Here is a 13,457-nt window from a genome sequence, read left to right on the forward strand (position 1 = left end):
ATAAAACCCGCTTATAGTACCACGGTAAGATAACTGTGTAAATAAAGTTACATGAAGATATTGCCAGAGTCTGGAGGCTGTGTTATAAAAATGGGCGTATGAAGGAAGAAACAGGAACCCGGGAAAAAATACGTGATACCGCTCTGCACCTTTTTCAGCAGCAGGGCTATGACGCTGTGACGATCAATGCCATCTGTGCAGCCAGCGGTATTTCCAAAAATACGTTCTATTACTATTACAGTGAGAAGAAGGATCTGCTGGTCTCTCTCTTTGATGCTTCGAAGGAAACAGCTCATGAGATGATGTATACCATTGCCGGCATCAGTTCCCCCTATGAGAAGCTGCGCTATATCATTTCCGGGACGTTGGATTATATCCTGTATCTTGGCTGGGCGGTTGTGCGCAAGGCACTGGAGCTGCAGCTTGCGGGCACAAAGGAGATGGGCGGTCACGGGAAACCTTCTGAGTTCGGAATGCTTATTCTGAACCTGTTTGAGCAGGCGCAGAATGCCGGCGAGATCCGCAGTGATGTTCCCGCCAGTGATCTGATGCACACAAGCGGCTTCCTGATTCTTGGTGCGGTTCAGATCTGGGCGGTCAATGACGGTTCCCTTGATCTGAAGAAAACCTGCCTGCATCAGTTCGATGTTCTGGTACGAACCGGGTCACAAGTCAAAGATTAATAATCAGGTCACAGCCTGTCAGGAACGAAGTTGAAACAAAGAAGGAAGAAAAACACCTGCGGATAGGCATCCTGCAGGCATTTGGGTCTCCAAAATCCTTGGGGGAGTGAAGTTTGGGGGAGCACTTTGGGGGACCGTCTGAATTCAACTTTGGGGGACCTGGTTTTTACTGCATTCAACGTCCTACCGAAGGATCTCAAAAGACAATCCAGAGGTGTCANGGGTCTCCAAAATCCTTGGGGGAGTGAAGTTTGGGGGAGCACTTTGGGGGACCGTCTGAATTCAACTTTGGGGGACCTGGTTTTTACTGCATTCAACGTCCTACCGAAGGATCTCAAAAGACAATCCAGAGGTGTCAGTAACTTCGAATACACCCGCAACAGAATCCTTTGGGCAACACGTGAGCAGACATCCATGCTTGCCGTGCCTCGCATCCGTGAAGACGTTCATACGTTCACAGGAAAGAAGCGCGGACCATACAGAAAGCAGAACCGCGAGCAGGAAAACTCATTAGATAAATAAAACGTAGGAACGTCGTTGAAACAGTACGCCTGCCAGTTCGCTGACAGAGGAATCATTTCTACTGTCACGCTGCCCCACAAGAAAATCCGGAAGCCCAAAGTCATATTACTGTAACTCTGGTAAATTCCGGATTTTTCATTGCAGGGTCATTTCAGGGCTTCTCCCCCAAAGTGTCCCCCAAAGTTAACAGGCCATCTCCCCCAAAGTCTCCCCCAGAGTTTTTGGCTTCTCCCCCAACTTTTTTGGAGAGCCAGGCATTTTTTGCTTTGCTATTCAAACTCACTTACATTGTCGATTGTAATTTTCTGATAGGAAAGGGTGATGTAGTGCCCGTTGACCAGCTGCGGCATTTCGCCTTCACCACCCAGAGCTTCGGCAAGCTGGTAGATCGCTGCCGCCTGACCGCGGTAGTCATTGTATACGGTACCGATCAGCTGGTTTTCCCTGACGAGCTGACAGCCTACTGCTGTTCCATCAATTCCCACAATCAGCGGGCGCTGTTCCACGGGGATTCCGGCTGCTTCATAGGCATCGACGGCGCCGGCTGCCATATCGTCGTTGTTGCAGAGAAACAGTTCTGTTTCCGTGCTTGCATTGATCAGATCGGTTACTTCTTCTTCCGCTTCGGATCGTTTCCAGTCGCAGATGGAGTATCCGAGCTTTTCGACCGTGATGCCGGCATCCTGCAGGGTCGCAAGCGAAGATTCGCTGCGCAGAATCGTATCCTGGTGGCCGGGTTCGCCTTCCAGCACGTAGACCTGCAGAGTTCCGTCACCGTTGCGGTCGGCTTCCGGATGTTCGCGGATGTAGGCGGCTGCGATCTGTCCCTGCATTCGTCCGCTTTCCTCCGGATCGCTGCCGACGTAGTAAAGCTGATCCCATCGGTCGATGTCAGATTCCACCGGTTCACGGTTGAAGAAAATGATCGGAATGTTGTTTTTCATTGCTGCATTGATGATGGAGGAAGTGCTTGTACGGTCCACGAGGTTGACGCAGATCACGTTCATCCCGTCATCGATCAGATCCTGTACCTGTTCATTCTGGGTGAGCTGCGAGCGCCGGGCGGTTCTCAGGGTGATATGGACATTGTCCGCCTGAGCCAGCCGGCTGATTTCATCCGTAATGGAAGCGATAAACGTATCATCGCCATCATAGACCGCGATGCCGATGTTCAAAATATGAGTAGAAGAGGCGGCAGGCGTACAGCCCGAAAGCACAAGCAGCGGGACAATGGCAATGGTTTCCAGAAAAGTCTTCATTTCACACCTCCTTTACTGCCGGATCGGGAACAGCAGCTGTTGATTCTTCTTCGTAAACATGTTGGCATGGGCAATGATCGAATAATCAATCGTGCCGTCCTGCAGTGGCGTGCGGTCGCTGCAGTAGGCCGCAATCTGTTCGATCGCCTGGAAGCCGGCAAGATATTCATTGGGAACGATCATCCGGCTGATGATTTCCTGGTCTGTATAGGAAATGCAGGTATTCGAGATGCCGATGCCGTAAAGTCCGTTGATCTCTTCCGGATGAGCGGATGCGTAATCAGCGGCAGCTTCGAGCGCATAGTTGTCCAGAGCGATCAGAACGTTGACAGGATCTTCGCTTTGAGCCCGGGTCAGGGATGCCTGCGTCGGATCCTTGAGGATCCAGGCGGCGCTGATGTCGTGCTTCGCCAGTTCTTCATTGAGACTTGCGAGCCGCTCAATCAGTTCCGAAGAATCTGTGGAAGAAAGTACAATGCCGATTTTTCGATCCGTTGCCGTCGCATAATCGGAAGCCGCAATCTGAGCCAGCGAAACACCGGCTGCCCGCGCGCTGAGCGAAAGATGTGCAATCCGGGTTCCGGTTTCAAGGGATCCGCGGGTACCGATCAGCACCGCCGGAGTCGATGTCCTGTTCAGAAGATTTGCGCTCGAATCGTTGAGCAGACTTGCGACGATGCCGTTGGGAGCCGCTGCAATGGCGGATTCGATCTGTGCCTCTTCATTTTCCTGATTGGTACTCACGATGGTGAGCGAAATGTCATATTCTCTGGCGGCTGCCCGTACACCGGTGCGGAACAGGGACCAGCGCTCATCCGCTGCACTTGGAAGAATGAGCGTCACTTCCCGCTGCACGGGTGCCTGCGGTTCCGCGGCGGCGAGATAGCCGGAAATCAATGCCGTAATCGTCAATGCGGCTACAACCAGAAGGAAGACTATACTGCGTGACTGTTTCATCGTGTGCCTCCTTCATATTTCGTCATGTTTTCTTCGGTGGCTTCAATGGCGGGAATGTGGATTGTTACCGTTGTGCCGACATCGAGCTCGCTCTTTACAGAGAGACCATAGCTGTCCCCGAAGCGCAGACGCAGGCGGCGGTCAACATTGATCAGGCCGACGCCGGATCCGTGCTTTTCTACGGCGGGGCGCTTGGTTTCAATGAGGATATTTTCTACCTCTTCCGGCGTCATGCCGTAGCCGTTATCGGATACATCGATATAGATGTCATCATCGCTCCGGTAGCCGTGGATGCGGATGAGCCCATCCTGCTCCGCCTCCTTGATGCCGTGATAGATTGCATTTTCGAGAATCGGCTGCAGCACCAGCTTGACGATTAGGCAGGAACCGATATTGTCCTCGATGTCAAACTGCGCCGTGAACGACTGCTTGTAGCGGACGCGCTGAATGTTGAGATAGGCTTCTGCCTGCTTCAGTTCGTTGTCGATGCGGATGATGGAATGGCCGCGGTTCAGCGACATGCGGAAGAAGGAGGCGAGCTGCGTGATCATGAAGACGGCTTCCTTGTATTTCTCGTCTTCGATCATCCAGACAATGGAGTCGAGCGTGTTATAGAGGAAATGGGGATTGATTTGCGCCTGCAGAGCGTCGAGCTCTGACTTGCGCTTTTCCTCTTCCTCTTTGCGCATTTCATCCATGAGGCGGTTGATCTGTGCCATGTAGGAGTGCAGCGTTGCGCCGAGCTCCTGGATTTCGGCGGAACTGTTTTCATACAGTTGGGGCGGAAGATTGTTGACGCCTTCCATGTTGGCAATGGCATCATTCAGCCGGATCAGCGGATCCGAAACCTGGCGCGCAAGTGCACGGTTGATGATCACCAGCGCCAGCGCTGTCAAAGACACGATCATGACGATGAGGCTGCGTGTTTCCCGTTCGTTGAAGGAGAGAATGGAGCGGGGAATGACGCCGACCAGTTTCCAGCCCGTATAGGAGACGGTCTGGACGATGACGATCTGTTCTCCGTCCTCATTGATTTCGCTGTGGGCACCATCCTGATAATGGAGGGCTGTCTCCGTGGCTTCGGTGAACTGGCCCGCCTGGATCCGTGACTGATACGGATGATAGATCAGGGTGCCGTCATTGGCCATGAGATAGAGATAGCTGCCGGAAAGTTCGGTGTTTGTCTCTTCGAGCAGCTGCTCCATTGCCTGATAGTTCATGTCAATCAGAAGGACGCCGCGTTCCGCCTTTCCATTCTGGGTCAGATCGACGGCGGTGGAAAGGGTGATGACCCATTGATAGGTATGCGAAGGAGAGACAAACAGGTTCTGAATGTGGGGCTGGGAGAAGTGGATGTTTTCGACCTTGGCCAGGGCGGATGTGAACCATTCCTGTTCGCGCACATCAACGTTGGGCTTCATTACGGCATCCGGCGCTTCACAGATCAGCGTCCCGTCCTCATGGAAGAGGGCGATGGAGACGATCTGGTTGGAATTGGCCGCATACAGCAGCTGCATATTGTCGCTGATACTGTCAGTGGAGAGATCGCTTTTCTTGATGACGTCGTAGTAGATGGCGTTGGACGTGCTGCGGATCGAGGAAAGGTAGTTTTCGATGTTCAGAGTCCCCTGGAAGACGGTGCTCTGTGTCGCCTCCTGCAGGGTGGTGCGTGTGCTGCGGCTGATGAGGCTCATCGTGACGAAGCCGAACATCGTCATCATTACAATCGCAACTGTCGAAAAGGAAATGAGGATGACGGTGCGGAAGCTGCGCGGCCGTGCGGATCGCAAGTGTTTCAGTCGCCCCATATCGCTCATCTTCCCTTGTATTTGCTTGGAGAGACGCCATAGCGGCGGCGGAAGACATAGGAAAAGTAGTTGGGATCGCTGTATCCAACCTTGGTCGCAACGATATAGGTCTTTTCATTTCCGGAGATGAGCAGTTCCGCAGCCTTGTTCATGCGGAACTCGGTAAGATATCCGACGAACGGCTGTCCGGTTTCGCGGCGGAAGATCGTTGAAAAATAGGACGTTGAAACGCCGAGATCACGGCACAGGGAATTCAGATTCAGATCCGGATCACTGTAATGTTCCTGGATATAGTCTTTGGCCTTGAGAACGATGTTTTCCGTCGAACTGCGGCGGTGTCCGCTCAGTTCCTTCTGCATGCGCAGGCAGACGTCCGTCATCCAGGATGCCAGTGTCTCGGGGCCGCGCGTCTGTAGGTCCATCGTTGTCGGATCCTTTCCGAACGAATTTTCCAGATCCAGCTCATTGTCGCGGGCAAAGCGGCCAAGATGACCGATCAGCTCCATGATGAACAGATGGTACGCCGCAACCGAGGAGCGGGGAATGCTGGTATCGAGAAAGCGCTTGATGGCTTGCCTGAGTTCTTCGGGATCTTCGAGCTTCATCTGCTTGAAGACATTCTGCAGTTCCTGATCGCTGGCGGTGGCGGAAAGTTCCGATTCCTTCGGCGCAACTTCGGCGATGTTGATGGCCTGACCGCTGCCGTAGATGACGCGGTAGGAGACTGCTTGCCGTGCGCCGCTGTAGCTTTCCGGCATTTCGGCAAGCGTGGAACAGGGGTGGCCGATGCCGCAGGTGACCGTTGCCTGCAGAGCGCTTTTTGCCAGGCGGCAGAAGCGGTCCAGTTCATCGGTCAGATCGCGGATTTCTTCTTCGCTGTTGAGCGATACGATCATGCACAGATTGTTGAGAAAGCTGAAGAAATGGGGCTGCCAGCGTTCACTGACCTTTTCTTCAGCAAGTCTTCTTACGCTCATCACCAGCAGGATGTACTGCATGCCCTGCGGCAGGACGGAGGAACTGGTATGAAAGATGGCGACGGCATAATACGGACCGGGAAGTGAGATCTGATAGCTGACGCAGTATTTCCTGATTTCCTCCTGGGGAATATGTCCCTGAACCAGGGACGTGAAGAAGTTTTCCTGCAGAAGAGGCAGCGACTGCTGGTAGTACTGTTCCAGAAGTTTCTGGTTCTGTCTCTCTTCGTGTTCCTGATCGAGCGATGCTGTGATCTTGCGGAAGATAGAGGTGAGGTAGTCGGAGTCGACCGGCTTCAGAAGATATTCGACGGCGTTAAGATGAACAGCCTCCTTGGCATATTCAAATTCATCAAAACCCGAAAGGATAATGATGCGGATATCGGGATAGAGGGAGCGCAGCTGCCTGGCCAGCTCGAGACCGTCCATGTAAGGCATCTTGATGTCGGTCATGACAATGTCGGGCTGTACTTTTTCGGCAAGCTCCAGCGCCTCGACGCCATTGGACGCTTCACAGGGCTCTTCCAGTCCCAGCGCTGCCCAGTCAATTTTTCTGCGGATGACGGCGAGAACATCGTTTTCATCGTCTGCGAGCAATACTTTGTATGTCATGGCCTCCGTTACCTTCCTGCCTGTTTCAGATAGTCGCTGCCGTGTTCAATCTGGTCGCAATAGACTTCACATACAACCCTGTACAGCGGTTCGATCATTTCAAGGAAGCCGCATTCAGCGGGAAGATCATGGAAGCACTTCCGGATTTCTTCGGCAATTCTGCGATTGGTATATTCTTCACTGACCGACACTAGACCAAAGCCGGTTGTCCGGTACGTACGGTCATTGCGGCAGGCGCCGATCATGCGGGAGGCAAAGTCGCGCCATTCTTCCAGCAGCACATCATCCGGTACGCTGCCTTCTTCAATTCCGAGGGCTTTGAGATAGGAATACAGCTCCGCCTTCCTGCGTGAACTGATGGAGAAACCGGAGCAGTTGGAGGCCATGACCTTCAGCATCAGCCATGCCCGCATAAAACCGTCGGGACGCTCCCGTTTTCCCGTTCCGTAGCGCAGATGCAGTATTTCAAGCCGCCTTGCGTCCGCGGGGTCCGGGGACGCCTGCAGCCTCTGCTGCAGAGCTGCTTCCCGCTCAAAAATGTTATCGGTCTCGAAATAGTGCGACGGCCAGTCTTCAAAAAGATTCGGATGCGATGATTTTGCCATGAATGTTTTCCCTGAACTCTGTAATTTCTATTTTACATGTCTCCGGTAGTTTTTGGGCAGCGGTGCCTGGGGGAAGAAAGGAAAAGACAGAGATATATATAAAAATCTCCCGCAGGAGATTCAGTCATGGTTCCAGGAACACTGGGCAAGCAGAGGGCAGTGGTCGCTCGGTGCTTTGCCCATGTAAAGACTCGTAATGATGCGGCAGCACTTTGCGTCCATTTTTTTGGAGACAAAGATGTGATCGATCGGCATGCGGCGGTGAAACGTGGATGCGAAACGGTCACGGATCGTCGCCCCTTGTCTTGGCGCGAGATCCTTGATTTCAAGCGGATCACTCGGGGTAGAGAGAAGCGTGATCGCTGCCGAAACACGGGTCGCATTGAAATCGCCGGTGAGGATGAGAAATTCACCCCTCCTGCGTTTCAGCAGCTCATTGCGCAGTACCAGGGCCTGCCGTGTACGCACCGCAGGAAGGACATGATCCAGATGTGTATTGGCAAAGGTGAATATCGTTCCATCTGTGCGATCCTGCAGAATGCCGATGGTAGCGATGCGGGGATAAATGGATCCGGGATAGAAGGAACCGCACTTATCCGGTGTATCCGAGAGCCAGAAGGTGCTGCCGGACAGAATGTCGAAGCGATCCTTCTTGAACAGGATGCAGCAGCGTTCGTTGGCATAGAGATCTTCATTGCCGCGCGCCTTTCCATAGAACTGATAGGCATCGAAGGTGTGGGGCAGAAAGGGGATCATGTCATCCGTCAGCTCCTGGATCCCGATGAGATCAGGGTCATTCCAGCAGATCAGTTCCTCAATGGAACTGACACGGTCCTCAAAAGCCATCGATCCGATATTGAGGGGACCGGTGTTCTTGAGATTGAGACTCATGATGGAATAGTCGGCCATATACCCATTCTATAGCCCGCTTTATGAAATGCAAAAAGAAAAGAACCGCCCGCAGTGCGGACGGTTTTGACTGACTGATTGGTTGATTGAGCGATGGATCAGAGCTCGATCTTCTTGAACGCTTCCCAGGGCAGGCCGGCTCTTCCGAAGTGACCATAGTTCGTTGTGGTCGCATAGATCGGACGGCGCAGATCCAGTTCCTTGATGATGTTGGAAACGGAGAAGTCAAAGTTCTTGTTGATGATGTCAAGCAGCTCTTCGTTCGTGTACTTGGAGGTACCGAATGTCTGAACGTTGACGCTCATCGGACGCGGCTCACCAATGGCATAGGCAAGCTCAATCTGGCACTTGTGAGCCAGGCCGTTGGCAACGACATTGCGGCACACATAACGTGCATAGTAGGCTGCCGAACGGTCGACCTTGGTCGGATCCTTACTGGAGAAGCAGCCGCCGCCGATCGGGGCATATCCACCATAGGAGTCAACGACAATCTTACGGCCCGTCGTTCCTGAATCGCCCCAGGATCCGCCGAGGATGAAGGATCCGGACGGGTTGATCAGATACTTGGTATTCTCATCAACAAGCTTCGGATCAACAACCGGCTTGATGACCTTTTCCATGACACACTTGCGGATTTCTTCCTGCGAAACATCCGCCGTGTGCTGTGTGGAAACGACGATCGTATCGATGCGCTTCAGCTTGCCGTCAACATATTCCGCCGTAACCTGGGTCTTTCCATCCGGACGCAGGAACGGTGTCTGACGGCGAACCGTCTCGAGCTGCTTGGCCAGCTTGTGGGCGCAGTCGATGGCAAACGGCATCAGATCTTCCGTCTCATCATCGGCATAGCCGAACATGATGCCCTGGTCGCCGGCGCTGATCTCATCATGGGCAACAGCGCTGTTGATCTCGGAAGACTGCTTGTTCACCTTGACCTGAACATGGTATTCCTCGTCATAGCCGATCTGCTTCATGACGCCGAGAGCGATCTTTTCGTAATCGATATCTGCAGTTGTTCCGGCTTCGCCGTAAACAAGAATGAGATCATCCTTGATCGTGGCTTCAACAGCCATGTGGGCATCCGGATCCTGACGGATCGCTTCGTCGAGAATGGAATCCGCAATCAGGTCGCATACCTTGTCAGGATGTCCGCTGGTGACGGATTCAGATGAAAAATAGTACTTGGACATAAAAAATGCTCCTTCCTTTTCTTTAAGTCTTTTCTTCAAGATTAGAAAGAGTATTGATCTGTTCTCTTTCTTTATCGATGTCAGCGTTACCACCTTACGTTTCCATTTTCTCGCGCAGGTTGGTATGAGACCGATGAGCTGACCCTCTTGTCTCATTCCTGATAAAAGACAACAGTATTCAATCATCTGACGGATTTAGAGTCAACGCGCAGGGGATATACAAATCAGGGGATGTGTAAACACATCGATCCCTTTTGATATAATGAAAAAACAACAAAGATTTAGACAAAAACAGGGGAACAACGTTATGAAATTCAAACTGCCTGATCAGAACTGGAATCAGATCTGGACCTACGTCATCAGCGGCATCATTCTGATCTGCATATTCTTTCTCTTCCGTTACGGCAGTTCCGTCGCTGCTTTCTTTTCCACCATCAACAAGGGGCTGGCTCCCTTTGTCTGGGGATTCGTGATTGCCTTTATCTGCGTACCGCTCAGAAGAGTGATCGAAACAAAGTGGCTCGCCAAAACCAGTCTCAAGCCGCATACGAAGCGGGTGATCGGCGTCGTCGGGACGATGGCGGTGTTTGCAGTGGTTCTAATTTCGTTTTTCGCGATTTTGACGCCGCAGCTGATCTCTTCGATTGAGACGCTGGTTTCTTCGCTGGATACGTATATGAATCAGTTCGAGACATTTCTGCAGAATCTTGCGCAGAACAATGCAACGGTGCTGAGCATCGTTCAAAAGGTCCTGGAGACTGTATCAAACATGCTGCAGAACATGCTCAACGGCACCGAGGGAATTCTCAATACGGTTCTCAACTATTCGGTCAGCGTCGTGACGAATGTCATCAACTTCTTCATCGGTGTGATCATTGCGGTCTATCTTCTGATGGATTCGGAGCGCTGGAAGCGGCAGCTGAAACGGGTTCTCTATGCAGTCTTCAACAGTGAAGCGGCCGGCGGCGTGATTTACTTTCTGCGGCTGTGTCAGCGGATGCTGAACAACTTCATTTTCGGAAAGGCTCTGGATTCATTGATCATCGGCATCGTCTGCGGCATCGTCTGTGCGATCATGCGCCTTCCGTATACGCCTCTGCTTGCCTTCATTGTGGGCATTACGAACATGATTCCGGTCTTCGGGCCGTTTATCGGCGCGATTCCGTGCATCTTCATTCTGCTGATGATCAATCCGGTACAGGCACTGGAGTTTACGGTATTCATTCTGATTCTGCAGCAGGTGGACGGGAATATTCTCGGCCCGAGAATTCTGGGCGATCAGATGGGTCTGCCGGCATTGTGGGTCATGTTTGCAATCCTGATCGGCGGCCAGCTGTGGGGCGTCATCGGCATGTTCCTGGGCGTTCCGGTATTCTCCGTCTTCTATGTCCTGATCCGCGACTTCGTCAACCGCCGTCTGCGTGAAAAACGCATGAAGATCGATTCGTAATAATGCATGTTCAGCCGGGATGATTCCCGGCTTTTTTCTGGCGGAAAACAAGTGCAATGAAACTGAAAAAATCCTCATTTGCACCAAGGGTGTGGAAGAATATTCGTTTGACAAGATCGACAACCTTCATGTTCAGTTGAAGCAATATATATGCGCATGCATGGAGAATACAACAGAGAAGATCTTCAAGACCTGGTGAATCTGATCCGGTTCATCCTGTCCAAGGCAAACCGCGGGTATGAAAAGACCGATTTATTTCTCAACATGGCACTAAGCGCAACTGGAAAAGTGCGATATCGGAACCGGATGGCGAAAACCGTCAATCAATAAGCCTATGACTACCCCCCCTGGTGCAAATGAGGATCTAACTGAAAGAACAGGGAATATCTCAATATCAGAAGAAATGTGAAAGCTTTGTGAAATGATGGGTACAAAGTATGTTAGGATATTTCCGCAGAAATCAAAGGGATAACTGCAGGAGGGAAAGAGAATGAGTTTATCTGAATCTAAGGGATTCTCACGTACATTCGTCGGTGTACTCTTTGCGGCGGCAATTGGACTGGGAACTCTGCCTGGATGCGGCAGCTCCAGCAATGCAGGTGCATCTGCTGACGGAGGCGTTTCCGGAACATTTACGGGCACTGCTGTCGGTATGGGCGGTGAATCGAATCCGGTCGAAGTAACTCTGACACTGGAAGACAGCAAGATCGTTGATGCGACGGCAACCGGTGCAGGCGAGACCGAGGGTATCGGCTCCAAGGCAATTGATACGATGCCGGGCGAGATCAAATCTTCGGGATCGATCGCAGTTGATACAGTATCGGGTGCGACCATTACTTCCAATGCAATTCTGGAAGCGGCAGCTGCGGCTCTGACGTCGGCAGGTCTGAATCCGGATGATTACAAGACGGCAGCAGCTTCTACGGCAGCGGCTGCAGAAGATGTGACCAAGGATGTTGATATCGTCATCGTCGGTGCCGGCGGTGCCGGTATGACGGCTGCGATCAAGGCGGCGGATGAAGGTGCTTCCGTTGTGATTCTTGAGTCTCAGGCCATGGCAGGCGGCAACTCCGTCCGTTCCACCGGCGGTATGAACGCAGCCAAGACCGTTTATCAGGATGAAAATGAGTTCGATGAGTCGGCAGGTGTTGAAGCGACGCTGAAGAGTGCTCGTGAGAACTATGCGGACAATGCGGATATCCAGGCTCTTGCGGATACGGTTGAGAAGCAGTGGGCTGACTATCAGGCAAATCCGGAAGGCTACTTCGATTCCGTTGAGCTGTTTGAGCTCGATACGATGATCGGCGGCAAGGGCATCAACGATATTGAACTGGTCAAGACGCTGGCTGAGAACAGCTCGGATGCGATTGACTGGCTCGAGTCCATCGGTGCTACGCTCCACAATGTCGGCCAGTTCGGCGGTGCTTCGGTCAAGCGTATTCATCGCCCGGTCAATGACCAGGGCAAGACGACGGCTGTCGGTGCCTATGTTGTTCCAATCCTTGAGAAGAACGTTGAGGATCGCGGCGTTGAGATTCTCTACAATACGACGGCAGATCAGATTCTGACGGATTCGGACGGCAATGTTGCAGGTGTTCATGCGACAACGGCTGATGGCGGCAATGTGACGGTTAATGCGAAGGCAGTCATTCTTGCGACGGGCGGCTTCGGTGCCAACAACGACATGGTTGTTGCCCAGAACCATCCGGAACTGAAGGGCTACATCACAACCAACGCTGCCGGTGCACAGGGCCAGGGCATTACGATGGCTGAGGCGATCGGTGCCGGTACGGTTGATATGGATCAGATCCAGCTCCATCCGACAGTTCATGTGGATGATGATGGCAATGCACATCTGATTACCGAAGGTCTTCGCGGCGATGGTGCAATCCTCGTAAATAAGGAAGGCAACCGCTTCTTTAATGAAGTTGGTACGCGTGATGCTGTATCGAATGCTGAAAACGAGCAGACGGACGGTCAGGCATGGCTCGTCATCGACCAGGCGATGGTAGATGCTTCGGCAGTCATTGCCGGATACATCAGCGCCGGCTATACTGTAACCGGTTCGACGTATGAGGAACTGGCGGATGCGATGGGCGTTCCGGCAGATACCTTTGCAGCTACGATGGAAAAGTGGAATGAGTGTGTTGCAAACCAGTCGGATCCGGATTTCAACCGTGTATCCTTCGCAAATCCTCTGGATACAGCTCCGTACTATGCAATCCTTGTTCAGCCGGGCATCCATCATACGATGGGCGGTCTGACCATTGATACTTCCTGCGAAGTTCTCGATGGCGTTCATGGCAATGTGATTCCGGGCCTGTTCGCTGCCGGCGAAGTTACGGGCGGCGTTCATGGCGCAAACCGTCTGGGCGGAAACGCAGTCGCTGACTTCGTTGTCTTCGGCGGAATTGCCGGTGAGTCGGCTGCCGCTTACGTCAAGAAGTAAGCAGTACCGTTTGAATATTCAGGCATGAAAAAGCAC

Annotated in this window: 10 protein-coding genes; 3 read left to right on the forward strand and 7 right to left on the reverse strand. The window is 52.4% G+C overall.

Features of this window, described 5'->3' with window-relative positions; genetic code table 11:
* The first annotated feature begins 98 nt into the window (after nt 1-98).
* Nucleotides 99-683 (forward strand): TetR/AcrR family transcriptional regulator, encoded by a 585-nt coding sequence (locus C1714_RS13295; protein ID WP_102343712.1) that lies wholly within the window; start codon nt 99-101, stop codon nt 681-683.
* A 791-nt stretch (nt 684-1,474) separates the two neighbouring features.
* Here C1714_RS13295 and C1714_RS13305 read toward each other — a convergent pair.
* The 7 genes from C1714_RS13305 to metK form a co-directional block, all read right to left on the reverse strand.
* Nucleotides 1,475-2,464, reverse strand: coding sequence for a galactose ABC transporter substrate-binding protein (locus tag C1714_RS13305; protein ID WP_102343714.1), 990 nt, complete (start codon nt 2,462-2,464; stop codon nt 1,475-1,477).
* A gap of 12 nt (nt 2,465-2,476) precedes the next feature.
* Nucleotides 2,477-3,421, reverse strand: a complete 945-nt coding sequence (locus tag C1714_RS13310) for a sugar ABC transporter substrate-binding protein (protein WP_102343715.1) — start codon at nt 3,419-3,421, stop codon at nt 2,477-2,479.
* Nucleotides 3,418-5,229: a sensor histidine kinase gene (locus C1714_RS13315; RefSeq protein ID WP_167850081.1), complete on the reverse strand. Its 1,812-nt coding sequence runs from the start codon at nt 5,227-5,229 to the stop codon at nt 3,418-3,420. Before C1714_RS13315 ends, C1714_RS13310 begins: the two co-directional genes overlap by 4 nt.
* Before the next feature lie 5 nt (nt 5,230-5,234).
* On the reverse strand, nt 5,235-6,818 hold the full coding sequence (locus C1714_RS13320) for a response regulator (RefSeq protein WP_102343717.1): 1,584 nt from the start codon (nt 6,816-6,818) through the stop codon (nt 5,235-5,237).
* A gap of 8 nt (nt 6,819-6,826) precedes the next feature.
* On the reverse strand, nt 6,827-7,423 hold the full coding sequence (locus C1714_RS13325; RefSeq protein ID WP_102343718.1) for a DUF6553 family protein: 597 nt from the start codon (nt 7,421-7,423) through the stop codon (nt 6,827-6,829).
* A 120-nt stretch (nt 7,424-7,543) separates the two neighbouring features.
* The gene (locus C1714_RS13330) at nt 7,544-8,332 is read right to left on the reverse strand and encodes an endonuclease/exonuclease/phosphatase family protein (protein ID WP_102343719.1); all 789 of its coding nucleotides are present in this window, start codon (nt 8,330-8,332) and stop codon (nt 7,544-7,546) included.
* A 98-nt stretch (nt 8,333-8,430) separates the two neighbouring features.
* Entirely contained in the window at nt 8,431-9,522 is a 1,092-nt protein-coding gene (gene metK, locus C1714_RS13335; protein ID WP_102343720.1) for a methionine adenosyltransferase, read from the reverse strand.
* Between the two features lie 307 nt (nt 9,523-9,829).
* Here metK and C1714_RS13340 point away from each other — a divergent pair, with 307 nt between their 5' ends.
* Nucleotides 9,830-10,972 (forward strand): AI-2E family transporter, encoded by a 1,143-nt coding sequence (locus C1714_RS13340; protein WP_167850082.1) that lies wholly within the window; start codon nt 9,830-9,832, stop codon nt 10,970-10,972.
* 490 nt (nt 10,973-11,462) lie between these two features.
* Nucleotides 11,463-13,421, forward strand: a complete 1,959-nt coding sequence (locus C1714_RS13350) for a flavocytochrome c (protein WP_102343723.1) — start codon at nt 11,463-11,465, stop codon at nt 13,419-13,421.
* The last annotated feature ends 36 nt before the right edge of the window (nt 13,422-13,457 follow it).

Origin of the sequence: Galactobacillus timonensis, assembly GCF_900240265.1 — a bacterium.
GTDB classification, from domain to species: Bacteria; Bacillota_I; Bacilli_A; order Erysipelotrichales; family Erysipelotrichaceae; genus Bulleidia; species Bulleidia timonensis.

Coding starts and splice junctions, on each gene's coding strand:
- C1714_RS13305 (WP_102343714.1), bottom strand. CDS start 2,464: ATGAAGACTTTTCTGGAAACCATTGCCATTGTCCCGCTGCTTGTGCTT.
- C1714_RS13325 (WP_102343718.1), bottom strand. CDS start 7,423: ATGGCAAAATCATCGCATCCGAATCTTTTTGAAGACTGGCCGTCGCAC.
- metK (WP_102343720.1), bottom strand. CDS start 9,522: ATGTCCAAGTACTATTTTTCATCTGAATCCGTCACCAGCGGACATCCT.
- C1714_RS13295 (WP_102343712.1), top strand. CDS start 99: ATGAAGGAAGAAACAGGAACCCGGGAAAAAATACGTGATACCGCTCTG.
- C1714_RS13340 (WP_167850082.1), top strand. CDS start 9,830: ATGAAATTCAAACTGCCTGATCAGAACTGGAATCAGATCTGGACCTAC.
- C1714_RS13350 (WP_102343723.1), top strand. CDS start 11,463: ATGAGTTTATCTGAATCTAAGGGATTCTCACGTACATTCGTCGGTGTA.
- C1714_RS13315 (WP_167850081.1), bottom strand. CDS start 5,229: ATGGGGCGACTGAAACACTTGCGATCCGCACGGCCGCGCAGCTTCCGC.
- C1714_RS13310 (WP_102343715.1), bottom strand. CDS start 3,421: ATGAAACAGTCACGCAGTATAGTCTTCCTTCTGGTTGTAGCCGCATTG.
- C1714_RS13330 (WP_102343719.1), bottom strand. CDS start 8,332: ATGGCCGACTATTCCATCATGAGTCTCAATCTCAAGAACACCGGTCCC.
- C1714_RS13320 (WP_102343717.1), bottom strand. CDS start 6,818: ATGACATACAAAGTATTGCTCGCAGACGATGAAAACGATGTTCTCGCC.